This is a genomic window from Brucella lupini, from assembly GCF_002252535.1.
Classification (GTDB): domain Bacteria; phylum Pseudomonadota; class Alphaproteobacteria; order Rhizobiales; family Rhizobiaceae; genus Brucella; species Brucella anthropi.
Window position 1 is genome coordinate 93,940 of the sequence record NZ_NNRN01000062.1, and the last position, 26,233, is coordinate 120,172.

Consider the following 26,233-nt stretch of genomic DNA (forward strand, 5'->3'; position numbering starts at 1 on the left):
ATTCCGGTCTGGCCCACCCTAAAGTAGGTACCCGAATTTCTAGCTAGTCCCGCAACATCAACACGCGCACTCTTTGGAACGCGGTCGGTAACGCGATTTTACCAATCTCTTATCTGGGAATGCCGACCACCAAGACTGATGTTCAATCCGAAACAGGGCTGGGGCTCAACAGGGAGGAATTAAACGATGCCTATTCCGAGAGTTTCCGACACAATCCATCTCAGTGACGTTTATGCAGGCGACGCTAATGCCGGTAACGGTGCTGATGGCTATAATTTTGGGAATATCAATTACAATCCAAGTGCAGTCGTGGCCAATACGCAAAACGTAACAGGCGCAGCCGTTGATGTGCATAGTGGCGATTCCCCGTGGTTAAACGCCAGCTGGGACGCAGGCCATGCCGGAGATGGCGGCGGAGCCGATGCAGCGAATGGCTTTCTCGCCAACATCACCAACAATGGTGCAGGCGGTGCTGGCGGCGACGCGAATTCCAACGGCAGTCTGGGTTCTTCGAGCGGCGGCAATGTAGCAGCCGGTCAGGCGGACACCAGTGCCGTTCAATATACCGAACTTCTGGCCGACCAGCACGCAACGATCCTTGCAGGGGTCGGTGGTAACGGCGGCGATGGGAACATGGCTCGCGGCGGTGATATTTCCTCTGCGCTCGTGCACTCCAATCCGGAAACGACGACCACAACAACCACTACGACGACCAACGATATCGCGAACTTTGTCGACAGCTTTAACGACAATTTTCACGATATCGATCTGAGCCACTTGCCGCTGTGATCGGCGATTGGCTTTTGCTGGGTAGTCGAGAAATCCGACTTGGGAGCGACGGTTGAAATCGTTGCTCCCCATTTTACCCGGAATTGCCGATACGCTGACATTGCCTCACAGGCCAATGGGTATTGTGAACCTACGATAACAATGGAGATCTCGACGGAGACGACACATGACAGCGGCATTTACGCAAGCGCGCTATACGGTGACCCCATTGGTCGCTGCCTTGCGTCGGTGTGCCGGTGCCTTCGGTTTGGTCTTCGCCTATAGTTGCGGCTACAATATTTTTCTGCTTGCTCCCTCCCTCTATCTTCTTCAGATTTATGATCGTGTTCTGTCGAGCCGCAGTGTTGATACTTTGCTGATGCTGACGATCATCATCGCGATAGCCGTTATTGTCGGGTCTCTGCTCGATATCGTACGCCGCGCCGCGCTTTCCCGGATCGGTAGCTGGCTCGATCGTCAATTGCGTCCTGTCGTCATGAATGCATCCTTCGAATATGCGGCGCGCACTGATGCCGGAACAGCCGCTGAAAATTATCGTGACCTTTCCGTTTTGCGCCAGTTTCTGGATTCCCCATCATGTGCGCTATTGTTCGATATTCCTTGGGCCCCAGTTTTTCTCGTGCTGCTTTTTCTGGTTCATCCGCTCCTCGGGTTTATCGGCTTGAGCAGTGCATTGTGCCTGCTGCTTTTGGCCTTGTTGAATGAGTTCACGACGCGCGAATTGAATGAACAGGCAAATATTGCGCAGGCACGAAGCTATTCCCGCTTCACAATGGCTCTCAAATATATCGGTGTAATCCGCGCGATGGGGATGCAACATGGCGCAGCTCACCTCATTTACCGGGATGCCGAGGCTGTCAGAGCGGCTCAGGATGGTGTGGCGCGTCGAACAGAGGTGCTTCAGGCATTTTCGAAATCGGTGCGTGCGTTGACGCAAATTTTGATGATGGGAGCCGCGACATGGCTCGTCCTCCAGAACAACAGCAACCCCGGAATTATTTTTGTCGCCAGTCTGTTGCTGGGGCGTGGACTGGCACCTGTAGAAGGCGCCATAGGCGCGTGGCGGGCACTGGCTTTCGTACGCGGTGCATTCAATCGCCTGAACAAGATGCTCACTCTGGTTGCACCCGGAGACAGCAAGCGAACCATTCTGCTACCGGAGCCCAAAGGCCAGCTCGTTCTCGACAATGTCGGCTATCGGTTCCCCTCATCGGATCGGTTCATTCTGCGAGGCGTGTCGTTTCAGGTCGCTCCTGGCGATTGTGTTGCCTTGATCGGCCCTTCAGGATCGGGAAAATCCACGCTCGGACGAATTCTGGCCGGCGTTTCACGGCCCACGTGTGGGTGTGCTCTTCTGGGTGGCATTGATATTTCACTGCTTCGCCATTGCGACAATGCCCGCCATATCGGCTATCTCCCGCAGGATATTGAACTTTTCGGCGGTGCGATCAAAGACGTCATCGGTCGGCTCGACAGCTCGGATCCGCGTAAGGTTATCGAAGCTGCCAAGCTCGTCGGACTGCATGAGACGATCATGCGATTGCCGCAGGGATACGAAACCGATATCGGCGAAGGTGGCGCCTTGCTTCTGCGGGCGCAACGCCAGCAATTGGGACTGGCGCGCGCAGCCTATGGCAACCCTCCTCTCGTGGTCCTTGATGATCCGAATTCCAGTCTCGACTATGAGGGTGAGCGGCTGTTGTTCGACGCCATAGAGCGCATGAAGTGCAGGCAAATTACAATTGTGATCATCACGCATCGAATGGGCATTCTGCCCGTGACCGACAAAATCGCTGTGATGCGTGACGGTATGGTGAGCGCTTTTGGAGATAGCGAGAAAATCTTCGATGCTTTCCTTCGCGTCCCCGCGAAAACTGGACCGTAAGGGATGCCTCGTCATGACCCTCGTTCCCATCGAACTCCCGGTGAAGGTAGCAAATGCGTTGAAGTATTCGCTGCTGCTGGCTCATTTGCGGGCAATACAGCTGAAGCTCCCGTCTTTCCCGCTATTGCTGCCTGGGAAAAACACTTTGCCAACGCCGCTTACATCACGGCCAAGGCTGCGCGGCGTGGCCTGGACAGGAAACCTGCTCGTATTGATATTCGTTGCAGGCTTCGGAATATGGGCAGTTTTCGCACCGCTTAAAAGTGCGGCGGTCGCTGTGGGTGTTGTCGAAGCGGAATCCAGCCGCAAGACCATTCAGCATCTGGAAGGCGGTATTGTTCAGCAGATCTATGTCCACAATGGCGATTTGGTTTCCAACGGTCAGATTCTGATCAAGCTGGACGATACAAAGCCCAGGACGGAGCTGGTCGGTATTCAAGGACAGCTGTGGGACGCACAGGCGAGCCGGGCTCGGCTGGTCGCTGAACAGGCGAACGAGATGCAACTTTTGTTTCCACCGGAGCTGGAACAACTCGCGCCGCATAACCCGGCCGTCAACGCCATTGTCGTCGGACAACGAAGAATATTTGAAGCCCGTCGCGACGTCTATCGATCTGAAATTGCCATAACGCACGAGAAAATGGGGCAGGTGAAGGAAGAGATAACCGGATTGGCGGCGCAAAAAATGGCCTTGTCGTCCCGCATCGAGATCACGCGCCAGCAACTGGACATGATAAATCCGCTTGTGAAAAAGGGGCTCGAGCGCAAAACGAGCGTATTGAATCTCGCACGCGAGAAAGCTGATCTGGATGGACAGCTGGGAGAGACCATAGCTCAGATGTCCCGCGCTTATCAGGTGATCAATGAAGCACAGGCCAATCTCGTCAAGCTGGAGAGTGATCGCCAAAACGAGATCGCAAAGGAACTGCGCGAGACCGAAAACCAGCTTTTCCTGTTAAGCGAACGATACCGCGCAATCAACGATCAACTGATCCGGACGGATATCAAGGCGCCCGAAAACGGGATTGTCATGGATTTGCGCATTCATACTACGGGCGGCGTTATCGGGGCAGGAGAGCCGTTGCTGGATCTGGTGCCGCAGGATGGCAACATGATCGTGTCAGCGCATGTTCGGCCCGAGGATATCAACCTTGTGCGTCCCGGCTTGAACGCTCAGGTGCATCTTTTGCCCTATGATCAGCGACGCGTGCCTCTTCTGGAAGGACAAGTGACATATGTTTCGGCCGACCGGCTTATCGATAAACAGACCGGGCAGCCCTATTATGCCGCGACGATCCGCGTGACCGACGATGAACTGATGCAGGCCGGAGACGTGGAAATGATCCCCGGAATGCCTGTGCAGGCCCTGATAGAAACCGGGGAAAGCAGTGTCGCACTTTATGCTGTCAGGCCATTGCTGGACAGTTTTCACCGGGCTTTCCGCGAAAACTGAATTATCTGCGCCTATTGAATGGCGCTCCCATTGGCAGTCGCTTTGGCACCAAGCAATAGAACGACTTCGGTTCTGTTCTGAACATGTAGTTTACGCATAATATGCTGCAAGTGCATCTTCACGGTATTGCCGGAAAGATTGAGCTTCTCAGCAATGACCTTGTTTGAATGACCGCGCTGCAACTCAGTCAGAACGTCAACTTCCCGCGGTGTGAAACCGGTAATGGCTGGCTGGCACCAGCTGTAGTTCACACTATCGGTTCCATCGTCGGCCAATTCAGTCGTTGACCTATCTTTGAGGGAGATCGTTGTTTGAATCGTACTCTGAGCGCCCTGCGGATGCGGACAGAATATGCCTCCCGCAAGCACCAGCCGAATGCCAGCCAGAGCGATCTCTACCGGAAGGGACGACGTAAAGAACCCTCGCACGCCCATTTTAATCGCTTGTGACTCCAGCAGAACATCGTCTTTGTTGGAAAAAAGAGCAATCGACGCCGCTTGAAAGTGGCTCTCAACGGTGAGGAGCTCTTCCCGCAGTGCGGAGCTATCCATCGCCCTGCCTCCCAGATCCAACGCAATGAGAGCTATGTCACGTCTGCTGGCTTTGACCAGTTCTGTTAAAGAGGCCATGCCAACGACATTACAATCGGCAAGTTCGTATTCCAGGAATTTTACAATGGATGTCCGCACGAGCGTATGTTTGGCCACGATGATCATGGTCCGACGTCTGCGCACTGTGCGCCGTATCTTTTCAAACTCGGTTGACACTGCAGGCTCCGTTTCTTCAATCGCCGGAGGTCTTCTCGACAGTTCCGAATGTCCATCGAATCTAGCATTCGATGGAGTAAAGGGATGCTCGCACTGTGTGTGAAGATTGGATACTATCCATACATCCTATCACAGATGATGGTGGGATTACCAAATAATCTTTGGTTTATATTCCGGTGTCATTGTTTAATAGAGATTATTCCAGCTTAACATATGTTAATACAAGAAAAGCCGAAAATGACAATCAAGAGTATATTTAAACTTACTTTGAAATACTCCGGCGCCGGAGCGCAAAAGTGAATAGGTGACCGGGAGTGCCAACATGGCTCATCATCCCAGGCATATTGGGGTCGAGTGATAGATAGCAGCTAGGCGGCGGAGGGTATTGAAACCGCGCAGAACCCACAGATCAGGCGCTGTCAGCAAGAACTTGTTTAGCGCATGGGTATGTGGCCCAGGGCAACGTCGGTCATCCAATGAAAAAAGCCCCGGAAAACCGGGGCTGTTTCCTGTCGTGTCTGGGCACTTAGGCCAGTTCGCCAGCCAGCGCCTTTTTGATCAGCGCGCGGGTTTCGTCGATGCCGTAAAGCGCGACGAAGGAGCCGAAACGCGGTCCGCGTTCCTGACCGATCAGCACTTCATAGAGCATCTGGAAGAAGGAAACCGAAACGCCGGGACCGCCTTCCGGGCTTTTCTTGGTGTGGTCCTGATAACGCTCAATGGCACGGGCGACGTCAAGAATGGCGTTCTGGATGTCGTTGCCATCAGTGCCGGCAGGCAGCGTTGTGAGCTTCGCATCCAATGCTTCAAGGGCTGCCCGTTCCACATCATCCGGCGCGCGGAACTGCTTGGTCGGCTTCACGAAATCGTTGAAGTAGCGGATCGCATAGCCGACGAGCGCATCGAGTTCCGGATTGTTTTCCGGCGTAACGCCCGGCACGTGGCGCGAGATGAAACCCCACAGCACAGCCGGATTTTCGGCATTCGATGCGCTGACCAGATTGAGCATCAGCGCGAAAGTGACTGGCAGGTTCACCTTCGGCGGGTTGCCGTAATGAATGTGCCAGACCGGATTGTTCAGCCGGTCCTTCCATTCCTGACGCTCATAGGCCGAGAGATAGGTGAAATATTCGTCCACCGCCTTCGGGATGACATCGAAGTAAAGCCGCTTGGCGGTCTTCGGCTTCTGAAAATTGTAAAGCGCAAGGCTTTCAGTCGGCGCATAGGCCAGCCATTCATCGATGGAAATGCCGTTGCCCTTGGACTTGGAAATCTTCTGGCCCAGCTCGTCGAGGAACAGTTCGTAGACGAAATGTTCCGGCGCGCGACCGCCGAGGATTTCGCAGATGCGGTCATAAACGCCCGCATTGGTCTGGTGGTCCTTGCCGAACATTTCGAAATCGACGCCGAGCGCTGCCCAGCGCATGCCGAAATCCGGCTTCCATTGCAGCTTCACCTTGCCGCCTGTGACGGACAGCGTGGTTTCAACGCCGTCCTCATCGTCGAACGTGATGGTGCCAGCCTTGGCATCCACGCTCTTCATCGGCACGTAAAGCACGCGACCAGACTTCGGCGAGATCGGCAGGAATGGGCTGTAGGTCGCCTGACGCTCTTCGCCGAGCGTCGGCAGCATCACCTTCATGATGTCGTCATAGCGCTCGACAGCCTTGAGAAGCACGGCGTCGAACTTGCCGGACTGGTAATATTCCGTCGCGCTGGCGAATTCATAATCGAAGCCGAAAGTGTCGAGGAAGCGGCACAGCATGGCGTTGTTATGGTCCGCAAAGCTCTTGTAGTCGCCACCGAACGGGTTCGGAACGGCGGAAAGCGGCATCTGCAGATAGGGTTCAAGGGCTGCCTTGTCCGGCACATTGTCCGGGATTTTGCGCATGCCGTCGAGATCGTCGGAGAAGCAGATCAGGCGTGTCTTGACCTTGTCTTCGGTCAGGATGCGAAAGGCGTGGCGCACCATAGAGGTACGCGCCACTTCGCCGAACGTGCCGATATGCGGCAGGCCGGAAGGGCCATAACCGGTCTCGAAAATCACCGTTTCCGGCAGGCCGGTCTTTGCATAACGCTTGAGGATTTTCTTCGCTTCTTCAAAAGGCCATGCTTTCGCTTCCGCAGCCGCCGCGGTCAGTTCCGGGGTCAGCGTGATGTCGGGAAGGCGGTGCGAGGTCATGGTTTAATCCTGTGAAGAAAGTTTATTCATTGAAAACTTGCGCGCAAGGGAGGCGCATACTGCTCTATGGCGCGGCAACCACTGTCCGTCAACGGTTGCGACCGAATTTCCTTGCGCAACGGGATGCGGCTTCCTAACTTTCAAAACAATTTGGGCCGTTGAAGTTGATTCCGGCTATTGTTGTGCAGGAGTACCCGATGAAAAAGATCACCCAGCAGGATGCACTCGTCTATATTATGATTACGACGTCTGCCGCCGACACCACCATGACCGATGCCGAGCTGGAATCCATCGGCAATGTGGTGACGCGCCTGCCGGTTTTCCGCGGTTTCGATACCGGGCGCCTGCCGCAGATTGCCAATGATTGCTATGCGCTTCTTGCCGATGAAGACGGCCTGGAAAAAATTCTCGACCTTGCCCATGAAGCACTGCCGGAACGTCTCTACGATACGGCCTATGCGCTGGCTGTCGAAGTCGCTGCTGCCGATCTCCATGTGGAGCAGGAAGAACTGGAATTTCTCCAGATGCTGCGTGACCGCTGGACACTGGATGAACTGACCGTTGCCGCCATCGAACGCAGCGCCCGCGTGCGCTTCCGCAAACTTGATCCTGTTGTTTAGAGCCTGTTCCAAAAGCCATCCTGTGTGGCTGCAAATGGCAATTTGTCTGCGTTCCGGTGATCATGCAGCTTTTTGATTCAGGCTCTCAAGCGCTGGTGGCTGCATAGGCTCGGCTTCCCTCATCCAGAACCGTCGAACTTCTTCCTGAGCTTGTCGAAGGATCAGCAGTTGAATGCAAAACGGGCGGAAAATCCGCCCGTTTCCTTTATGGGTTTCAGGAAATCAGCACACGACCGGGAGCCGTCGTGCCTTGCGCCCTTCCAGAGCAGCACGCATGATGCGGGCAGCTTCTGCAAATGTGGGCGTTTCCTTCCAGTGTTCAGCATGGATGATGCCGGTCGGGACGATATCCCTCAGCGCTTCCAGCGTGTGGCGCGGCACCATGTCGGTGCAGTTCCACAGGCGGCGGAAGATGACACTGATCCGTGTGACCTTGCCGTTGACCTGAACGGACGGTTCGGTCGTTTCCAGAGCCCAATCTTCATAAGCATCGACCGCATCCTGGAATGCATGATGGAGATAGATCGGTGCGTGACCGTCATGAAGCGGGGGCAGCAAACTAGACATTTCTGTTTCCTCTCTTCCAATGGGTTCAGCTTTCAGGGGGCATTTGCGGCCAGATGAATGAAATGGGGCGCACAAATGCATTCAAATAAGAGCCATGAATTGCTCTTCAGTGGTCTATGCGTGCCGTGTCGAAATGAAGCTCACGAAATACGACAACACATAATTAACCATGATCTACGGAAGAAGCCCTGTTTGGCAAGAGGGGATTTTCTTTAAATTGGGTTTAATCGAAAAAATAATTCAAACGCATAGGTTGAAATACTTCATTAATAAGCTAGCAAATAATTGAAATATCATTTTTACTTGACGGTTAAAGATGCCGGAAAGCGAAGTGTTTTTCGATATTTATTGTTCCGGTAACAGGTTTTGATCCTGTCATTTACGGGTGACTGGTATAAAAAGTCGTCAAATGAAAATGTGATTGCGGGGCAATGGATATGGCTCAACTGGTTCTGTCACGTAGGGCTTTTCTGGCGGGATCGACCGCTTTGGCCGCTGTCGCCGTCTGGCCGCAACGGTCGAATGCGGCTGGTGAAGCGCAGAAAGGTGGGCGGCTGGTTGTGGCCGCAGATTCAGAGCCACGTAATCTGAACCCGGCCATCGTGGCCTCCAATGGCGTTTTCTTTATCGCAAGCAAGGTGATCGAACCTCTGGCGGAAACGTCCTTCGAGGGCGAAAATGGTCTCGCGCCACGGCTTGCGACAGGCTGGGAAGGCTCCGCCGACGGGCTGACGGTGAGGTTCCGTCTGCGCGAAGGCGTTAAATGGCATGACGGCAAGCCGTTCACATCGGCGGATGTGGCATTTTCGGCCATGGAAGTCTGGAAACCGCTGCAAAACCTGGGCCGTGTTGTGTTCAAGGCGCTGGAAAAGGTTGAAACGCCAGACGACCTCACTGCCGTTTTCCATTTCTCCGAGCCGACGCCCTTCCAGCTTATCCGCAATGCCCTGCCGGCGCTGACGGCAGTGCTGCCGAAGCATGTCTTTGCGGGCAGTGACGTCATGGCTAATCCAGCCAATGAAAAGCTCGTAGGCACCGGTCCGTTCAAATATGCCGAACATAAGACCGGCGAATATTACCGACTGACGCGCAACGACGCTTATTGGGGCAAGGGTGAGCCTTATCTGGACGAGATTGTCTATCGCGTGCTGCCGGATCGCGCCGCAGCGGCTGGCGCGCTGGAGGCCGAAGAAGTCGATCTGGCTGCTTTCTCCGCCGTGCCGCTCGCCGATCTGGACCGCATTTCGAAGGTTTCGGGCCTGACGGTCATCTCCAAGGGTTATGAGGCGCTGACCTACCAGCTCGTGGTGGAAATCAACCACCGCCGCAAGGAACTGGCGAACCTGAAGGTTCGGCAGGCAATCGCCCATGCCATCGATCGCGATTTTGTGGTGAAGACAATTTTCCTCGGTTACGCCAAGACCTCGACCGGTCCTGTGCCGCGTTATGACAGCCAGTTCTATACCGATGATGTGCCGTCCTATCCGTTCGACGTCGCAAAAGCGAATGCGCTTCTGGACGAGGCTGGTTACGAGCGGGGCAAGGACGGAACGCGCTTCACGCTCAAGCTTCTTCCGGCGCCCTATTTCAACGAAACGAAACAGTTCGGTGATTATCTGCGGCAGGCGCTTGCGGCGCTCGGCATTGATGCACGCATCGTCAACAACGATTCCGCCGCGCACCAGAAGGCAGTTTACACTGACCACGATTTTGATCTGGCCATTGCGCCGACGGTTTATCGTGGTGATCCGGCCATATCCACGACAATTCTGGTTGAGGGCGGTATCCCGGCAGGCGTGCCGTTTTCCAATCAGGGCGGCTATGCCAATGCTGAACTGGATGCGCTGATCGCCAAAGCCGCACGCGAAATCGATGAGAAAAAGCGCACGGCGCTCTATCATCAGTTCCAGCAGATGGTGGACGCAGATTTGCCGCTCATCAATGTTGCGGAATGGGGGTTCATCACCGTCGCCAGCGACCGCGTGAAGAATGTTTCCAGCAATCCGCGCTGGGCAGTTTCCAACTGGGCGGATACGTGGCTGGAACAGTGACGAACCTCGTGGATTGATTGTATCCTGCCACCGTGAAACAGATTCTGGCCCTTTTCCGCAAACGATTGGTCGGCAGCATTATGGTGCTGGTGATTGTCATTGTCGGCTGCTTTTTTATGTTGGAAAGCGCGCCGGGCGATGCCGTCGACGCTTATGCCGTAACATTCGGCGGTGATGCGGCAACGATTGCAGAAATGCGGGCGCGCTGGGGGCTGGATCAGTCGGTCTGGCATCGGCTCGGGGCCTATCTGGCAACCCTTGTGCAGGGTAATCTCGGCTGGTCCGTCAGTTTCAACCGGCCCATTCTTGACGTTATTCTGGAGCGCCTGCCCAACACGCTTCTCTTGATGGGGGCGGCGACTGCCTTGTCTTTTGCCGTGGGGTCGCTCCTTGGCATCGTGGCAGGGGCGAAGCCCGGAAGCTTTCGCGACCGGTTTCTTTCCGTTGCATCGCTGGTTCTTTATGCGATCCCCGGTTTCTGGCTGGCGCTCGTGCTGGGCATCCTGTTTTCGATCAGGCTGCGGTGGTTGCCGTCGAGCGGCATTGAAACAATCGCTTCCGGCAAGCACGGGTTGGCGCGGGCAGGCGACATTGCGGTCCATCTGGTGTTGCCGGTCGTTTCGCTGGCGGTGATTTATCTGGCGCTTTACCTGCGGGTCATGCGCGCCGCCATGGCCGACATATGGCGCATGGATTTCGTGCGTGCCTTGCGGGCGAGGGGCATTTCGCATTCGCGCATTGTCCTGCGCCACGTGGCGCGGAATGCATTGCTGCCGCTCTTTACCGTGCTGGGCTTGCAGGCCGCATCCATGCTCGGCGGCAGCGTGGTGATCGAAAGCGTTTTCGCCGTGCCGGGGCTGGGACGGCTTGCGCAGGAGGCCGTCGCAAGTCGCGACACGCCGCTTCTGCTCGGAGTCATTCTGATCAGCGCCGTCATGGTGATCGTGGTGAATTTCCTTATCGACCTGATCTATCTCTGGCTTGATCCGCGTATCGCTGCCGGAGGCGGTAGGGCATGAGCGGGGCTAAACGTTATTTCAGAACGGGTGAGGGTATAGCAGGTGCAATCCTGCTGGTGCTGCTCGTGCTGGCAGCACTTGCCGCTCCGCTACTCTTTCCCGCAGATCCTTTAAGTATTGTCTCAACGCCGCTGCTGCAACCCTTTGACAATGCAGATTTTATTCTTGGAACTGACCGGTTGGGACGTGATGTTCTGGCTGAGCTTTTCTATGGTGCGCGCACATCGCTTGCAGTCGGGCTGGCCGCAGCCTGCGCCGCAGTCGTCCTCGGCAGCACTGTCGGGACGCTGGCCGGTTTTGCGGGCGGTATCGTCGATGAAGTCCTGATGCGGATTACGGAAGCCTTCCAGACCGTACCGGGCTTTCTGCTGGCGCTGGCGCTGGTCAGCATTGCCGGGCCGTCGCTGCCGGTGCTGATTGCAGCAATTGCACTTTCAAGCTGGACGCAGGCTGCGCGCCTCACACGCGGGCAGGTGCTCACAATTCGCGAAAGCGATTACGTGGCGTCGGCTCGCGTCATCGGCATGCATCCGATGGAAATCGCTTTCCGCCAGATACTGCCCAATGCTCTGCCACCGGTTCTGGCGCTGGTGCCGGTGATCGTCGCTTCCGCCATATTGATCGAAGCGGCCTTGTCCTTTCTGGGCTTGGGCGATCCGAACCGCGTCACCTGGGGCGGCATGATCGCCGAGGGCCGCACGGTTTTGCGCTCTGCGCCCTGGCTTTCTATCCTGCCGGGACTGGCACTGGCGTTCACTGTCGTCGGTGTCTATCTGGCGGGCGAAGGACTGACGAACGCCTTGTCCCGGCGCGAGGTGCAGTCATGACGGTGATTGTCCGGCTGGAACAGCTTTGCGTACGCTATGGCCGTGAAACGGCGCTGGAGAATATCGATCTTGATGTCCGACGCGGTGAAACTCTGGCAATCATCGGCGAAAGCGGTTCGGGCAAAAGCACGCTGGCGCTGGCGCTGGCCTCGCTCCTGCCGGGCAATGCTCGCATTTCGGGCAATATGGAATGGGCAGACGGTAAGCCGCTACCGGGACGCGACATTGGCTTCGTGTTTCAGGACCCGGCATCGAGCTTCGACCCACTGATGACGGTGGGCGCGCAACTTGTCGAGACCATTCGCGCCCACGCAAAAATTGACCGAGCGGCAGCGAAAGCCAAAGCAGTAAGCCTTTTACAGCGCGTTCACATTCCGCAACCCGAAGCAAGTTTTTCGCGCTATCCGCACCAGTTTTCGGGCGGGCAGAAACAGCGCATCGCAATTGCGCTCGCCATTGCTGCCGGTCCGCGCCTGCTGATTGCGGATGAGCCGACAAGCGCACTCGACACCATTGTGCAGAAGGAGATTGTCTCTCTTCTGCAGGAACTGGTGCGCGCAGACGGAATGACGCTGATCTTCATCACCCATGACATCGCTTTGGCATCGGGACTGGCGGATCGTATCGCGGTTTTCCGGCAGGGCGTGCTGGTGGAACTTGGCTCCGCTCGAACGATCATTTCTGACCCACAAACAGATTATACGAAGGCTCTGATCGCTGCCGTGCCGGTGCTGGAGGCAGCCCATGGTTGATCCGATTCTGAAGGCCGACGATCTCATTTTAAGCTATGGCGACGCCCTTGCGCTCAATGGTGTCAGCCTCACGATCCAGCCGGGCGAGACACTGGCGCTGGTCGGTCCGTCTGGCAGCGGCAAGTCCACGCTGGCGCGGGCACTGCTGCGGCTTCACCCGCTTGCAGGCGGTACAATCCATTTTGAAGGCGAGGACTGGCTGGCGCTCAAAGGGGCCGATCTCCGCAAGCAGCGGGCGCGCTTGCAGATGGTGTTTCAGGACCCGCTCTCGGCTTTTAACCCACGTGCGAGCGTCTATGATCTCCTGCGCGAACCGCTACGCATTCATGGGCTCAAGCGCGATATTGCCAGCCTTTTGCAAACGGTTGGGCTTGATCCGGCGCTGGCACTGCGCGGCGTCCATGAGATTTCCGGTGGGCAGCGCCAGCGCGTCGCGATTGCGCGGGCGCTTGCAACCGCTCCGTCGCTGATCGTACTGGACGAGGCGGTTTCGGCGCTCGATGTCACCGTGCGCGGCGCTATTCTCAACCTGCTGCGGGATATACAGAAAGCCGCACAGACGGCCTATCTTTTCATCACGCATGATCTCGCAGTGGCAGCGCAAATGGCGGATCGTATCGCGGTGATGGAGCGTGGGCGGATTGTCGAATGCCGCCCGACGCGGGAGCTGATAACGGCACCGCAAGCGCCTGTTACCAAAGCGCTCATCGAGGCTGTGCCGAGATTGATAGTTTAGGCTTTGCCAAGCTCGACGGAACGCTTGCGAGCCGCTTCCACCGCTTCAGCCACCAGCGTCTTGAGGCGGTCGCCGCCCATCAGAACTTCGAGCGCGGCAGCGGTGGTGCCGTTCGGGCTTGTCACTTGTTCGCGCAGCTTTGACGGCGTGTCCGTGCTGGCATCGGCCAGCGCGCCTGCGCCCATCACCGTCTGCATGGCCAGCAAAGCTGCCGTTTCCTGCGGCAGACCGGCGGTCACACCGGCATCGGTCAGCGCCTCGATGAAGTGGAACACATAGGCAGGCCCAGAACCCGAAACGGCGGTTACAACGTCCATCAGCGCTTCATCGTCCACACTTGCGACCTTGCCGGATGTCTTAAGCAGACGGGCAACGAAGGCTGCGTTTTCGTCGGTCACATTGGCGTTCTTGTAGGTGACGAGCATCCCCTTGCCGATGGCGGCAGGCGTGTTCGGCATGCAGCGTAGCACGGCTGCATCGTGACCAAGCTTGCTTTCAAAAAGGGCGACCGGAATACCGGCTGCAACGCTGACGAAAGTGGCAGCGGGTGCGAAGCGCTTATAGGCTGGCAGAACCTGTGCCATGACCTGCGGCTTGACCGCCACGAGAACCATGCGCGGCTTCAGATCGCCGGGCAGGGCTTCAGCATCGGCAAAGGCATGGACGCCAGCACCAGTGGCGCGATCGCGAAGTGCTTCGGTGGGCTCCACGACATAAACGTCTTTTGCCTTGAGAATACCGCTATCGAGCCAGCCTTTCAGCATGGCGAAGCCCATATTGCCGCAACCGACCAGAATTACCGTGTCATGCATATTGATTGTTCCACCTTTGGATTTCATTTGGACATGGCCCGCGATGGTATAGCCCCGCCTTATTACACTCCGCAAGTATATGTGGCGTATCCACGAATTTCTGAGGTTAAATCATTGATCGCCCAAAATATATCGACCAATATGAACCAAAGTTGAGTGAAGCTTCGGAGGGGAAGAATGGATCCGGCTTTGACAACGGGTGTGCCGCCAGCCGAAGCCTTTGGCCATGTCCGCATCATCATAGGCATGATCCTCGGCCTGTGTGTTTCACGCCTTTTGACTGGATTGGCACGCTTTATCCAGCATCCCGGCAAGCAGAAAATTTACCCGGTCCATCTGGCTTGGGTGGGTTTCATCCTGCTTTCGGTGATCCATTTCTGGTGGTTCGAGTTCAACTTGCGAACCATTCCGCTCTGGACTTTCGAGAAGTATCTGTTCGTAATCTTTTATGCCGGATTGTATTTCCTGCTCTGCACGCTGCTCTTCCCCGACAGTATGGAAGAATATACCGGCTACCGCGATTACTTCATTTCCCGGCGCAAGTGGTTTTTCGGCATTCTGGCGCTGGTCTATGTGGCCGATTTCATCGATACGTTGTTGAAGGGAGCCGATCACTACCGGCTCTATGGCACTGAATATCCGATTCAGGTTGCAGGCTTTATCCTGTTCAGTCTGATTGCGGTGTTCTGGGATAACCGGCGCTATCATGCGATTTTCGCCGCCGCCGCGCTGATTTACCAGATCACCTTCACACTGCGCCACTTCGCGACGTTGAGTTAGGGCATGTCTTTATCCCGCAACGATAGGATAAAGACATATGTAGAAACAAAGAGATAAAGTATTTCCGATGGTGCAATCAAAACAGGAAATGCTCTAACGCTTTTCAGCATTGCTCCGGGTTTCCGCGTCCACGATTTCGCGGAACTGGCGTAGCAGCGGGTGGCGCGCCGTCTGCTTGACGCCGTAGTCGAGATTGAATGCATAATCGAAATCCGGCGGATTGAGCCCGATATTATGCTGCATCATGGTTTCGAGCTTGTCGAAGCCCTTGGCAAAAATAGCTTCCGTCGATTTGCCTTCGCTGTAATCCGCCCAAAGCTCCATGATTTCTGCGCGCAGATCGTCCGGCAGCGGGGCACACAGCGTCATGAGGTCCGCTTTTTCGCGCTCGGCTCGCCCGTCATCGGCAGATTGGTGGATTGCGGGCACATCGCCGGAAATCGCCTCGCCCAGATCGTGGACGATGCACATCTTGATGAGTTTCAGCCGGTCGCAATCGCCCAGCTCACGGTCAAACAGCGTAACCAGAAGGCATAGCCGCCAGCTATGTTCGGCGGTGCTTTCCGGTCGGCCCTGTGAGGTATGACCGGATCGCAAAGTGCTTTTCAGCCGCTCTGCATTCTGGATAAACTGGATTATGCCACTCAGCCGCTCTGGATCGATCGGGTATTCCGTTTCGGTGCTCACAACGGCCTCCTGATTTATCTGTATGAATCAATACATATAATTGCAATTTTAACGATTTATTTGCCATGATGAATACTAATCTGGATTAATAGCCACGGGTGAAAAACGGGACGGAGCGATGGTGGAAAGGGACGGAGAAAGGAGACGTGCTGCTGCGCGCCCACTTCTGGCCTATGCGCCGGAATTCCTTGTGCCTGTGCCATCCGCTCGCGCGACCGAAGACAATGACGAAGAGCGCGAACATCAAAGGCGCCGCGAGGAGTTGCTCCGCCGCAAACAGGATTTGTTAGACGCTGAAGCGAGCGAGCGAGTTGATCCAAAGGCGGATATGCAGGGCCGGATGAATGCCGTGCGGGAGGCGCTGCAAGCCAATCTCGACGGTGCACCGATCAAGACGCAACCCGCGCCAGCTGCCCCCACATCAACCATCGTGCCGAAACTTGAAAAGCCGCTACAATTGCCACGCCGCTGGCGTCGCTGGGGGCTTCTGGCGGGTTTCACAATGCTGGGCGGAATTATCGGAACCGCATATGCTGTTCTGGAGCCGCCCCAATATAGCGCGACAGCATCCTTGCAGGTTTTCCCGCCGGAGCGGCGGAGTGAAATTGCCTCGAATGCCGTACTTGAGCGCGCCGCACAGATGGCGCGCATTGAACGTGCAGCCGATCTCGGCGCTCCTTCATTTCTGGAGGAATTGCACTTTCGCCTGACCCTATTGTTGCCCGAAGACCAGCAATCTCCGGCCCTGACTGGACATAAAAAGATGTCGGGTGCGCAATTGCTGCGCCAGCGTCTTGATTTTACACAGGCACTCGACAGCGGCACGGTCAATGTCGAGGCTATGGCTGACAGGCCGGAAACGGCAGCACTTTTGGCCAATGCCGTTGCACAGGCATTTCGCGATCATCTGCAGGGTGGCGCTGAACTGAGCGGGTCTGAGGGTGATCTTCCGGCGCGCCTGCAAAGTCTGGAGGCGGATGCCGAAGCGGCGCAGCAGGCGGCAACTGCTTTTCGCGTCAGCCGGGATTTTGGCGACGATGACAACAAGGCCGCACTTCAACGTGAATTCGCCGACAGCAAGGTCGAGACAGCGCGCATCGCAGCGGAGGCCAACAGCCTGAACGGCGCGACTGCGGAGAGCCTCGCCGGTAAGGGCGTGCCTGAAACCATGCGATCTGGAGCGTTGGGTGCTCTGGTGGAGCGTTATCGCGCTGCAGGGCAGGGGGCTGATGCGAACCAGATCGAGGCGGACATCGACAAGGAGATTTCCAGCCAGCGTAGTGTGTTACAGGCCGATCTTAAGAATGCGGTCGAACGCGAGCAAAAGGCAGCGGCTGCCATTGCCGGTTTCGGCTCGACGCCTGCCACGGACGAAGACAAAGCACGCCTGCAGATGCTGGAACGCGATGCGGCGGCAAAGCAGGCGCTGTTTGAAGATTTGCAGATGCGTGCGGCACGGGGCGAACCTGCCTCGGCGGGGTCTGCTGCGACAGTGCGGATCGTTACGCCAGCGATGGCGGAACCGAGCCCGCGCACTCTCTCTCCACAAGGGATTATCGCCCTTGGATTGCTGGGCGGGTTTTTGCTTGGCCTTCTTGCGATGATGCTGGCCGGTCGCAAGCCCCGATCGTCGGTCAGAAGCGAAGTCGAGCCGGACGAGGTTCTGGAACCCTATGGCGAAACCCGGCTTGCTGCCGTTATCCGCGAAGCCAATGCGCGCTGGGAAGCCGAGAATGAAGGCACCAACAGCACCACGGAAAATGCCGCCCTCGGTCGTGCCATCGATGATGTGCGCTCATCCCGTGTTGCAAAGTCCTGACCGGTTCTCGCAGGACTTTCCGTTCTGAAACTTCATAAAATCCTGCATTGTCGCGCATTCGCCAATTGTCATCGGGCATCATGACGCTTATGGGCATGTGTACGAAAAAGATGTCGTGTATCTCCCAGACACTTAAGCCCGATATCACAAAAGAACGGAGCGCTCGCTATGGCTCAATTGATTGATGGCAAGAAGCTCGCCGAGGATGTGGTTTCCACGGTGAAGACCGAAACCGAAAAGCTCGTGGCCGCAACCGGCATCGTGCCCGGCATTGCGGTGGTGATTGTCGGTGAAGACCCGGCAAGTCAGGTCTATGTCGCTTCCAAGAGCAAGAAGGCCAAGGAATGCGGTTTCCACTCGGTGCAGCACGATCTGCCGGAAACGGCGTCGGAGCAGGAGCTTCTCGACCTGATCGAAAGCTTGAACAACGATCCCGCCATTCATGGCATTCTGGTGCAGTTGCCGCTGCCGAAGCACATCGACTCAGGCCGGGTGATCCAGACCATTTCACCCGACAAGGATGTCGATGGCTTTCACTTTATCAATGTCGGCAAGCTTGGCACCGGCGAAGTTGAAACGGCTTTCGTTCCCTGCACGCCCGCGGGCGCGATGATCATGATTGAGCGCATCCATGGCCGTGATCTTTCGGGTCTCAATGCCGTGGTAATCGGTCGCTCCAACATTGTTGGTAAGCCGATGTTCAATCTTCTGCTCGCTGCCAATGCAACCGTTACGGTTGCGCACAGCCGCACGAAAGACCTGCCCGCGATTGCCCGCACGGCGGATATTCTGGTGGCGGCGGTCGGACGCCCGCAAATGGTCAAGGGCGATTGGGTCAAGCCGGGAGCAACGGTGATCGACGTCGGTATCAATCGCATTCCGGCACCGGAACGGGGCGAAGGCAGGACACGACTGGTCGGCGATGTCGATTTCGTGGAAGCCGAAAAAGTTGCCGGAGCGATCACGCCAGTTCCAGGTGGCGTCGGTCCGATGACCATCGCCATGCTGATGGCCAACACGCTGACTGCGGCCTGCCGCACTGCTGGCGTGAAAAAGCCAGTTTTTTGACACAATTGAACCGCGCTTTTCGCGCGGTTTTATTCCGGTTTTGATGGTTTGAGAGGCAAAACAGCTGAAATCGCTGTTTTGCCTTAATTTCATTCGGACTGTTTTCAGAACACCGAAGCGCCTTCGTCGGCCCGTCCGGCGATTTGGCGGAAAGCGCGGAACAATTCGCGCCCCATGCCATGCTCGTTGCCTGAAAGATCGGGACGGTCTTCGCCACGGTCATTCAGCAAGGCCACATTGACCAGAGCTTCCAGAGTGCCGTTCACGGCATCCAGACGAATGACATCGCCGTCGCGGATTTTTCCGATGGCGCCGCCATCGAGAGCTTCCGGCGTGACGTGGATAGCGGAGGGCACCTTGCCTGATGCACCGGACAGGCGACCGTCGGTAACAAGAGCAACACGCTGGCCGCGATCCTGCAGAATGCCCAGAACCGTCATCAGCTTGTGCAGCTCGGGCATACCATTGGCTTTCGGCCCCTGATAGCGAACCACCGCGATGAAATCGCCGGTCAGCTCGCCAGCCTTGAACGCGGCCTGCATTTCTGCCTGATCGTTGAAGACCTTGGCGGGCGCTTCGATGACCTGGCGCTCCGGCTTCACGGCGGAAACCTTGATGATCGCATTGCCGATATTGCCGGTCAGAACCTTGAGGCCGCCGGTCGGCTGGAATGGCGCATGGATCTTGGCCAGAACCTTGTCGTCGCCGCTTTTCTCCGGCACCGGCTCACGCACGACTGTACCGTCAGCACCCAGCTTCGGTTCGATCGCGTAAGGACGCAGACCTTCGCCGAACACGGTGCGCACATCCTCATGCAGGATGCCGCCATCGAGCAGTTCGCGGATCAGGAAGCCCATGCCGCCAGCGGCATGGAAATGGTTCACGTCGGCAAGGCCATTCGGATAGACGCGGGCCAGAAGCGGAACCACATCCGAAATCTCGGAAATATCGTGCCATGTCAGCTTGATACCGGCAGCCGCTGCCATGGCGATCAGGTGGATGGTATGGTTGGTCGAGCCGCCGGTCGCGTTCAGACCGATGACGCCATTGACGAAGGAACGCTCATCCAGCATTTCGCCGACTGGCGTATATTCATTGCCGCAGGCAGTGATCGCCAGCGCGCGCTTGGCAGCCTCGCGGGTCAAGGCGTCGCGGAGCGGCGTGCCCGGATTGATGAAGGATGCGCCCGGCAGATGCAGGCCCATGATTTCCATCAGCATCTGGTTGGAATTGGCCGTGCCGTAGAAAGTGCAGGTGCCGGGACCGTGATAGGACTTCGATTCCGATTCCAGAAGTTCGGCACGCCCGACCTTGCCTTCGGCATAGAGCTGGCGGGTCTTGGCCTTTTCATCGTTCGGCAGGCCGCTGGTCATCGGACCGGCAGGCACGAACACGGCGGGCAGGTGGCCGAAGGTCAGCGCACCAATGATGAGACCGGGCACGATCTTGTCGCAGACACCGAGATAAACGGCTGCATCGAACATATCGTGCGACAGGCCGACGGCGGTTGCCATCGCAATCACTTCGCGGGAGAACAGCGACAGTTCCATACCCGCAAAACCCTGCGTAACCCCATCGCACATGGCAGGCACGCCGCCAGCAACCTGCGCCACGCCACCCGCTTCACGTGCAGCCTGCTTGATAAGCTGCGGGAAGGTTTCGAATGGCTGATGCGCCGACAGCATGTCGTTATAGGCGGTGATGATGCCGAGGTTCGGAATCTCGTCGCCGATCAGCGCCGCCTTGTCGTGCGGGCCGCAGGCGGCGAAACCATGCGCGAGATTGGCACAGCCCAGCACTGCGCGTTTTGGCTTGTTGGATGAAGCCTCTCGCACACGGCCAAGATAGGCTTCGCGTGTCGGCTTGGACCGTTCGCGAATGCGCGCGGTGATTTCCTGAATGCGTTTATGTGCCGTCTCGGTGGGCATGGGTATCACCTGTGCCAATCTGGCTTGAATCGAATTTAACTTGTCCAGTAGAGCTGGATTGGTGTGCGCGCATGATGGAAGACAGCCCGCACGGGCATTTCATTCTCGTCATCGCCGGAAAGCGCCTTTTCCAGCGTTGCCTGCTTGGCAGCGCCTTCGATATGCAGAACCAGCATGTCGGCTTCGGCAATGATGGGAAGGGTCAGGGTCAGACGTTTTTCGCCAGCACCTTCGGCATGGATCGGCAGCACAAGCGCCCTTGTTTCCGGGTTGATCGCCTGATCAAGCCGGTCGGCACCGGGAAAGAAGGAGGCGGTATGACCATCATTGCCCATGCCAAGCACCACCACGTCGAAAGGACGACGCAACGCATCGATGCGGCTGGCGGCAGCAAGCGCCGCCGTTTCGGCCGTCGCCGCCGGATTGTAAAGGCCGACGAATTTGGCCACGCCCGCATGATCGCGCAAAAGATGCTCGCGCACCAGCTTTTCGTTGGAACGGTCGCTATCGACGGGGACGAAACGCTCATCCACAAGGGTGATCGTGACGAGGTTCCAGTCGATCATCTTGCGGGAGAGCACTTCGAACAGCTTGAGCGGCGTGGTGCCGCCAGAGACGGCCAAGGTGGCCTGTCCCCGTTCAGCGATGGCGGCATTCAGCTTGTTCGCAATGGCTTCCGACAATGCCTGCGCCAGTTCCGTTCCGCTGGTAAAATCGTGCCGTTCAATGCTCATTCCATACCTTTCCAAAGCAGAAACCAGAGCGGTTTCAATCGGATAAAATCGTGAAGCCGCTCTATCTCTTTGTTTTTCGCATTATCCTACGCAAAACCGCTGCGCACTTTTGCTGGAAATGCTTAGAGCGCGTTTCGATCTGATTGGATCAGATCGGCGCTCTATCTCTTTGTTTTGACGCGCATCCCGAAAACCGTTTCACACTTTTCGGGATGCGCTCTAGAGGCTCTCGTGCCATGTGCGTCCGTCACGCTCAATGAGCGCGATGGACGATGACGGTCCCCAAGTTCCTGCTGTGTAGCCCTGCACAGGCTGGCTGTTCAATTCCCACCCCTGAAGGATCGGGTCGACCCAGCGCCATGCCGCCTCAACTTCGTCGCGCCGCATGAAGAGGGTCTGGTTGCCGCGAACGACATCCATGATGAGACGTTCATAGGCATCCGGATTGCGCTCGCTGAAAGATTCGGCAAAACTCATATCCAGCGGCACGTGACGCAGGCGCATACCGCCCGGACCCGGATCCTTGATCATCATCCACTGCTTCACGCCTTCATCCGGTTGCAGGCGGATGACAAGCTGGTTGGCGATGACCTTGCCAGCACTTTCGCCGAAGATGGAGTGCGGGATCGGCTTGAATGTGACGACGATTTCCGAAACGCGCGTGGCAAGACGCTTGCCTGTGCGCAGATAGAACGGTACGCCAGCCCAGCGCCAGTTGGCGATTTCAGCTTTCAGCGCCACAAAGGTTTCGGTGTTGCTGGTGTTGTTTTCGAGGTCTTCCAGGTAGCCCTTGACCGGACCGCCTGCGGATGCGCCTGCACGATATTGGCCGCGAACGGTCAAGTCTTCGACATTTGCATTGGTAATCGGCTGAAGGGACCGCAGAACCTTGACCTTTTCGTCATGGACGGCATCGGCCTCCAGCGAGGATGGCGGTTCCATGGCGACAAGGCAGAGCAGCTGAAGAATGTGGTTCTGCACCATGTCGCGCAGCGCGCCTGCCGTGTCGTAATAACCGGCGCGACCCTCAAGGCCGACAGATTCGGCAACCGTGATCTGCACATGGTCGATATGGGCAGAGTTCCACAATGGCTCATAAAGCGCATTGGCAAAGCGCAGCGCCATCAGGTTCTGCACGGTTTCCTTGCCGAGATAGTGGTCAATGCGGAAAATCTGATCTTCGCGGAAAACGCTGCCCAGCGTATCATTGAGCGCCATGGCGGATTCCAGGTCGCGACCGATCGGCTTTTCCACGATGATGCGTGTATCGCGGGTAATCAGGCCATGCGCCTTGAGGCGCGTGGCGATATCACCGAAGAGCGTGGGGCTGACGGCGAGATAGAAAGCGCGAATCTTTTCCGGCTTCTTGCCGATCAGCGTCTTGAGCGCATCCCAGCCCTCTTCGGACTTGGCATCGACCGCCACATAGCTGAGACGGGCGAGAAACTTGTCGACTTCCTTCTCGTCGACTTCCGAAGCCTTCACATGCTCGTGGATGGCATCGCGTGCGAACTGCCGATATTCCTCATCGGTCATGGCACTGCGCGATGCGCCGATGATGCGCGTTGGGTCGGTGAGCTGGCCTGCACGCTGACGCTGATACAGTGCCGGAATGAGCTTGCGTTCGGCAAGATCGCCGGAACCGCCGAACACGATGCAGTCGAAAGGCTCTACCGGAATTGTCTGGCTGGTCATCTATCGCTCTCTTCTCTTCTTGCGCAAATCAGTCTGCCTGTGGGCAGCATGCGATTTTCAAGCTGCCCTTGTCTATTATCTAATCGATTTAAATTCAACAGTCGCAATGCTGCAATCGCACGAAATTGAAGGCGCCCTGCCATAATTGACGGATTAACGGGTTGTGCATACATGACATGTTCATTTTGGTTCAGGCTCTTTACGCCATATTGAAACAAATAATCTGGATTCAAGTGATTGCACTTTACTGGAAATGCTCAAAAGGAGAATGACATGAAGAGGCTGCAGGATAAGGTCGCAATCATCACCGGTGCCGGCTCGGGCTTCGGTTCAGGCATGGCGCGCCGATTTGCAGCCGAAGGTGCAAAGGTCGTTCTCGCCGATGTGAACGTGAAGCGTGTCGAGGATGAGCTTGCCGATATCGGCAAGAACGCTCTTTCCGTGCAGGCCGATGTCTCGCGCAAGGACGACATGGAGCGCGTGGCGCGCACAGCCTTCGAAACGTTCGGCCGCATCGACATCATGATCAACAATGCCGGTTTTACGCATCGCAACATGCCGCTGACCGAAGTGACGGAGGACAGTTTCGACCTGATCGCGTCCGTGAATATGAAGGCGCTTTATTATTCGACGCAGATCGTTGTACCGATCATGGAGCATCAGGGCGGAGGCGTCATCATCAACACGGCTTCGGCTACCGCACTGCGCCCGCGCAAGGGCCTCGTCTGGTACAGCGCGTCCAAGGGCTGGATCATCAGCGCGACCAAGGCGATGGCGCTGGAACTTGCGGACAAGAATATCCGCGTGAACTGCATCTGCCCGGCCGAAAGCGACGGTGAGGCACTGAAACTGTTTCTGGAGGAAGACACCCCGGAAGCTCGTGCAGCACTCAAGGCCACCATTCCCCTCAATCGGTTTTCGACGCCGGAGGATGTGGCCGAAGCTGCACTCTGGCTGGCCTCGGACGCCGCTTCCATGGTGACGGGGACGGCACTGAATATCGACGGTGGTTACTCAATCTAGCCATCGGCTTCGGCAAGGAAGTCATCAAAAATGGCTTCCAGACGCCTGTGCCGTTCAGCGGCCATGAGCTTTCCGGTTTCCGTCTTGAAACCGGAGGCGAGGCCGAACAGTTTGGTGCGGAAATGGTCGAGCGCGAAAAGCTTGTCGTCCAGCGGGCGGTTTTCGGCGTGTGGATCGCGCCAGTCGTAAAGCGCACTGCCCATGCGGCCCGCAATGTAGAAACACCGGGCAGCTCCAATCACGCCAATGGCATCAAGCCGGTCCGCATCCTGCAGGATTTTCGCTTCCATCGTGACAGGCTCGATATTGGCTGAAAAGCTGTGCGCCTCGATGGCATGGGCGGCGAGGTCGATGCGAGCGTCATTCCAGCCGAGGTTCCGCAGCAAGGTTATTGCCTTTTCTGCCGCCAGACGCGAGGCGCGATTTCTGTCGGGCGAATTCTTCTCCACGCTCACGCAGTCATGCAGCAGGGCTGCGGCGCAAAGCACTCCGGCATCGCCGCCTTCCTGACGCTGGATCGCAGCGGCATTTTTCCAGACACGGGCAAGGTGGGACAGGTCATGTGACCCGTCCTCGCCGTGTTCGAGCGCATGAGGCAGCAGCCTTTCGGCAAGCGTTGCGAAAGGCGCGAAGATATGTGCTGTCATTCTGATTCTGCCGTGGGTTTTGCGGATTCGGGAGATGGCCGAAATTATCGGTTCTTGCGCAGGACGGTCCAGTTATAAAATGCGCCGAGAGCCATAATCAGGCATGTGCCGAGGAATACGGACCGCATGCCGAAGTGACCGCCGACGAAACCGCCAGCGACGGGGCCAGCAACCTGCCCGACATATTGGGCCGAGACGGAATAGCCCAGAATGCCGCCCGCTACACGGTCGGGCACATTGTGCCGGATGACGCTGGTGATGCAGGGCAGCAATCCGCCCAGCGCCAGCCCCATCAGAAAACGCAGGCCGATCAGCTGCCAGGCTTCCGTAACGAAAGCCTGCGGGATCAAAAGCAGCGCGGAAACTGACAGTGCCCCGATGATGACGCGGGTGTGGCCAATGCGGTCGGCAAGGCGCCCCAGTCGCGAGGATGACATGATGCTGCCGAGGGCTGCAGCAGCCATCACCACGCCGGAAATCAGTGTCACTTTCGTCTGATCGTCCATCAGTTGGATCACATAGACGGTGATGATCGGCTCAATCGACATATTGGCAAAAAGCAGCAGCATACCCGTCACCAGCATGGCGATAACCGGTTTCCTGTCAGGAATGGCAGCCCAGATGGATTCCGCCTTCTGCTCTTTGGTCGGCTTCGGTGGCTTGCGCTCTTCGCGGATCAGAAAGGTGGTGGCCAGAAAGGTGAGAAAGATCACGCCACCAGCTAGCCAGAAGGTTGCGCGAATGCCGATCAGCGGCGGCAAAGCGCCGCCGAGCAGCGGGCCGGCCAGATTGCCCGCCATGATGCCAGCCGAAAGCGCGCCCAGCGCCCAACCGGTCTTTTCTTTTGGCGTCTGGGTAGCGACGAGGATCATCGAGCCGGACGAATAGCCGCCTGCGATGCCCACGAACAGGCGCAGCGCCACCAGCTGCCAGACACTCGTCACCATGCCGATCAGCGACATGGCGATGGCCATGCCGAGGCTGGCGCGGATCAGCATCAGCTTACGTCCATAGCGGTCGCCGAGCCTGCCCCACAGCGGCGCGACGAAGGCTGCTGCCAGAAAGGTGGCGCCGTAAGCGATACCTGACCACTGCACGATTGCCGCGTGATCGGTGACGCCCAATTGTTCCACATAGAGCGGCAGGAAGGGGAGGAGGAGCGACATGGCAATGAGCGTCGTGAACGAACCGATGAGGCAGATCAGCAGATTCTGCTTCCAGTAGCGCTCGTGATTATCTTCGACGGCCATATTTTCCTGGCGGGCTGCAGCGACGGTTTCGTCGCTTGCAGCGGCTTGGGCGGTGCTCATGTCATGTCTCGCGATTGCAATGTATTCCATTTTGGGATACCAAAACGGTATGCATGAATGCGCCTGTTGATGAGGCTTGTCA

23 protein-coding genes are annotated in these 26,233 nt (G+C 57.0%); 13 read left to right on the forward strand and 10 right to left on the reverse strand.

The window, feature by feature from the left end:
- Window positions 1–186: 186 nt before the first annotated feature.
- The 3 genes from CES86_RS23895 to CES86_RS23905 all read left to right on the forward strand — a co-directional run bounded on the left by CES86_RS23895 (window position 187) and on the right by CES86_RS23905 (window position 4,127).
- Window positions 187–789: a hypothetical protein gene (locus tag CES86_RS23895; protein WP_010659161.1), complete on the forward strand. Its 603-nt coding sequence runs from the start codon at window positions 187–189 to the stop codon at window positions 787–789.
- 166 nt (window positions 790–955) lie between these two features.
- Window positions 956–2,674 carry a type I secretion system permease/ATPase gene (locus tag CES86_RS23900; RefSeq protein WP_094515597.1) on the forward strand — a complete coding sequence of 573 codons (1,719 nt, stop codon included), beginning with the start codon at window positions 956–958 and terminating at the stop codon, window positions 2,672–2,674.
- 13 nt (window positions 2,675–2,687) lie between these two features.
- The gene (locus tag CES86_RS23905) at window positions 2,688–4,127 is read left to right on the forward strand and encodes an HlyD family type I secretion periplasmic adaptor subunit (protein ID WP_010659160.1); all 1,440 of its coding nucleotides are present in this window, start codon (window positions 2,688–2,690) and stop codon (window positions 4,125–4,127) included.
- An 11-nt stretch (window positions 4,128–4,138) separates the two neighbouring features.
- Here CES86_RS23905 and CES86_RS23910 read toward each other — a convergent pair whose 3' ends face one another.
- The gene (locus tag CES86_RS23910) at window positions 4,139–4,843 is read right to left on the reverse strand and encodes a LuxR C-terminal-related transcriptional regulator (RefSeq protein ID WP_094515598.1); all 705 of its coding nucleotides are present in this window, start codon (window positions 4,841–4,843) and stop codon (window positions 4,139–4,141) included.
- 577 nt (window positions 4,844–5,420) lie between these two features.
- Complete coding sequence (locus tag CES86_RS23915; RefSeq protein WP_094515599.1) at window positions 5,421–7,076, reverse strand: lysine--tRNA ligase; 1,656 nt, start codon at window positions 7,074–7,076, stop codon at window positions 5,421–5,423.
- Between the two features lie 197 nt (window positions 7,077–7,273).
- On the opposite strand from CES86_RS23915, the gene CES86_RS23920 reads away from it, so the two are divergent.
- A complete protein-coding gene (locus CES86_RS23920; RefSeq protein ID WP_010659157.1) occupies window positions 7,274–7,696 on the forward strand; it encodes a tellurite resistance TerB family protein in 423 nt (140 codons plus the stop codon).
- A 222-nt stretch (window positions 7,697–7,918) separates the two neighbouring features.
- On the opposite strand, the gene CES86_RS23925 is transcribed toward CES86_RS23920, so the two are convergent.
- The gene (locus CES86_RS23925) at window positions 7,919–8,263 is read right to left on the reverse strand and encodes a BRA0787 family protein (RefSeq protein ID WP_010659156.1); all 345 of its coding nucleotides are present in this window, start codon (window positions 8,261–8,263) and stop codon (window positions 7,919–7,921) included.
- A gap of 437 nt (window positions 8,264–8,700) precedes the next feature.
- Between CES86_RS23925 and CES86_RS23930 the strand changes: the two genes are divergently transcribed.
- Genes CES86_RS23930 through CES86_RS23950 form a run of 5 tightly spaced genes read left to right on the forward strand, consistent with a single transcriptional unit; the run spans window position 8,701 to window position 13,648 of the window.
- Window positions 8,701–10,314 carry an ABC transporter substrate-binding protein gene (locus tag CES86_RS23930; protein WP_094515821.1) on the forward strand — a complete coding sequence of 538 codons (1,614 nt, stop codon included), beginning with the start codon at window positions 8,701–8,703 and terminating at the stop codon, window positions 10,312–10,314.
- A gap of 17 nt (window positions 10,315–10,331) precedes the next feature.
- The gene (locus CES86_RS23935; RefSeq protein ID WP_094515600.1) at window positions 10,332–11,333 is read left to right on the forward strand and encodes an ABC transporter permease; all 1,002 of its coding nucleotides are present in this window, start codon (window positions 10,332–10,334) and stop codon (window positions 11,331–11,333) included.
- Window positions 11,330–12,160 carry an ABC transporter permease gene (locus tag CES86_RS23940; RefSeq protein ID WP_010659153.1) on the forward strand — a complete coding sequence of 277 codons (831 nt, stop codon included), beginning with the start codon at window positions 11,330–11,332 and terminating at the stop codon, window positions 12,158–12,160. The genes CES86_RS23935 and CES86_RS23940 overlap by 4 nt, the downstream gene beginning before the upstream one ends.
- Window positions 12,157–12,912 (forward strand): ABC transporter ATP-binding protein, encoded by a 756-nt coding sequence (locus CES86_RS23945; RefSeq protein WP_094515601.1) that lies wholly within the window; start codon window positions 12,157–12,159, stop codon window positions 12,910–12,912. The genes CES86_RS23940 and CES86_RS23945 overlap by 4 nt, the downstream gene beginning before the upstream one ends.
- Window positions 12,905–13,648 carry an ABC transporter ATP-binding protein gene (locus tag CES86_RS23950; protein WP_094515602.1) on the forward strand — a complete coding sequence of 248 codons (744 nt, stop codon included), beginning with the start codon at window positions 12,905–12,907 and terminating at the stop codon, window positions 13,646–13,648. The genes CES86_RS23945 and CES86_RS23950 overlap by 8 nt, the downstream gene beginning before the upstream one ends.
- Here CES86_RS23950 and proC read toward each other — a convergent pair.
- On the reverse strand, window positions 13,645–14,460 hold the full coding sequence (gene proC, locus CES86_RS23955) for a pyrroline-5-carboxylate reductase (protein ID WP_094515603.1): 816 nt from the start codon (window positions 14,458–14,460) through the stop codon (window positions 13,645–13,647). The two genes, CES86_RS23950 and proC, sit on opposite strands and share 4 nt — an antisense overlap.
- A 177-nt stretch (window positions 14,461–14,637) precedes the next feature.
- Here proC and CES86_RS23960 point away from each other — a divergent pair, with 177 nt between their 5' ends.
- A complete protein-coding gene (locus CES86_RS23960; protein WP_094515604.1) occupies window positions 14,638–15,240 on the forward strand; it encodes a hypothetical protein in 603 nt (200 codons plus the stop codon).
- A gap of 93 nt (window positions 15,241–15,333) precedes the next feature.
- On the opposite strand, the gene CES86_RS23965 is transcribed toward CES86_RS23960, so the two are convergent.
- Window positions 15,334–15,927, reverse strand: a complete 594-nt coding sequence (locus tag CES86_RS23965) for an HD domain-containing protein (protein WP_094515605.1) — start codon at window positions 15,925–15,927, stop codon at window positions 15,334–15,336.
- 118 nt (window positions 15,928–16,045) lie between these two features.
- Here CES86_RS23965 and CES86_RS23970 point away from each other — a divergent pair, with 118 nt between their 5' ends.
- Together CES86_RS23970 and folD are read left to right on the forward strand one after the other, a co-directional pair.
- The gene (locus tag CES86_RS23970) at window positions 16,046–17,746 is read left to right on the forward strand and encodes a Wzz/FepE/Etk N-terminal domain-containing protein (protein WP_094515606.1); all 1,701 of its coding nucleotides are present in this window, start codon (window positions 16,046–16,048) and stop codon (window positions 17,744–17,746) included.
- Window positions 17,747–17,914: 168 nt separating this feature from the next.
- Window positions 17,915–18,814: a bifunctional methylenetetrahydrofolate dehydrogenase/methenyltetrahydrofolate cyclohydrolase FolD gene (gene folD / locus CES86_RS23975; protein WP_012093300.1), complete on the forward strand. Its 900-nt coding sequence runs from the start codon at window positions 17,915–17,917 to the stop codon at window positions 18,812–18,814.
- A 104-nt stretch (window positions 18,815–18,918) separates the two neighbouring features.
- Here the strand turns inward: folD and edd are convergent, their stop codons facing one another.
- The 3 genes from edd to zwf form a co-directional block, all read right to left on the reverse strand.
- Window positions 18,919–20,742, reverse strand: coding sequence for a phosphogluconate dehydratase (gene edd / locus CES86_RS23980; protein ID WP_010659145.1), 1,824 nt, complete (start codon window positions 20,740–20,742; stop codon window positions 18,919–18,921).
- Between the two features lie 35 nt (window positions 20,743–20,777).
- On the reverse strand, window positions 20,778–21,476 hold the full coding sequence (pgl, locus tag CES86_RS23985) for a 6-phosphogluconolactonase (protein WP_012093298.1): 699 nt from the start codon (window positions 21,474–21,476) through the stop codon (window positions 20,778–20,780).
- Between the two features lie 219 nt (window positions 21,477–21,695).
- Complete coding sequence (gene zwf / locus CES86_RS23990) at window positions 21,696–23,171, reverse strand: glucose-6-phosphate dehydrogenase (protein ID WP_012093297.1); 1,476 nt, start codon at window positions 23,169–23,171, stop codon at window positions 21,696–21,698.
- Between the two features lie 273 nt (window positions 23,172–23,444).
- Between zwf and CES86_RS23995 the strand changes: the two genes are divergently transcribed.
- Window positions 23,445–24,194 carry an SDR family oxidoreductase gene (locus tag CES86_RS23995; RefSeq protein WP_010659142.1) on the forward strand — a complete coding sequence of 250 codons (750 nt, stop codon included), beginning with the start codon at window positions 23,445–23,447 and terminating at the stop codon, window positions 24,192–24,194.
- Here the strand turns inward: CES86_RS23995 and CES86_RS24000 are convergent.
- Together CES86_RS24000 and CES86_RS24005 are read right to left on the reverse strand one after the other, a co-directional pair.
- Window positions 24,191–24,841 (reverse strand): HD domain-containing protein, encoded by a 651-nt coding sequence (locus CES86_RS24000; protein ID WP_094515607.1) that lies wholly within the window; start codon window positions 24,839–24,841, stop codon window positions 24,191–24,193. The genes CES86_RS23995 and CES86_RS24000 overlap by 4 nt on opposite strands.
- Window positions 24,842–24,885: 44 nt before the next feature.
- The gene (locus tag CES86_RS24005) at window positions 24,886–26,151 is read right to left on the reverse strand and encodes a multidrug efflux MFS transporter (RefSeq protein WP_040128633.1); all 1,266 of its coding nucleotides are present in this window, start codon (window positions 26,149–26,151) and stop codon (window positions 24,886–24,888) included.
- Between the last annotated feature and the right edge of the window lie 82 nt (window positions 26,152–26,233).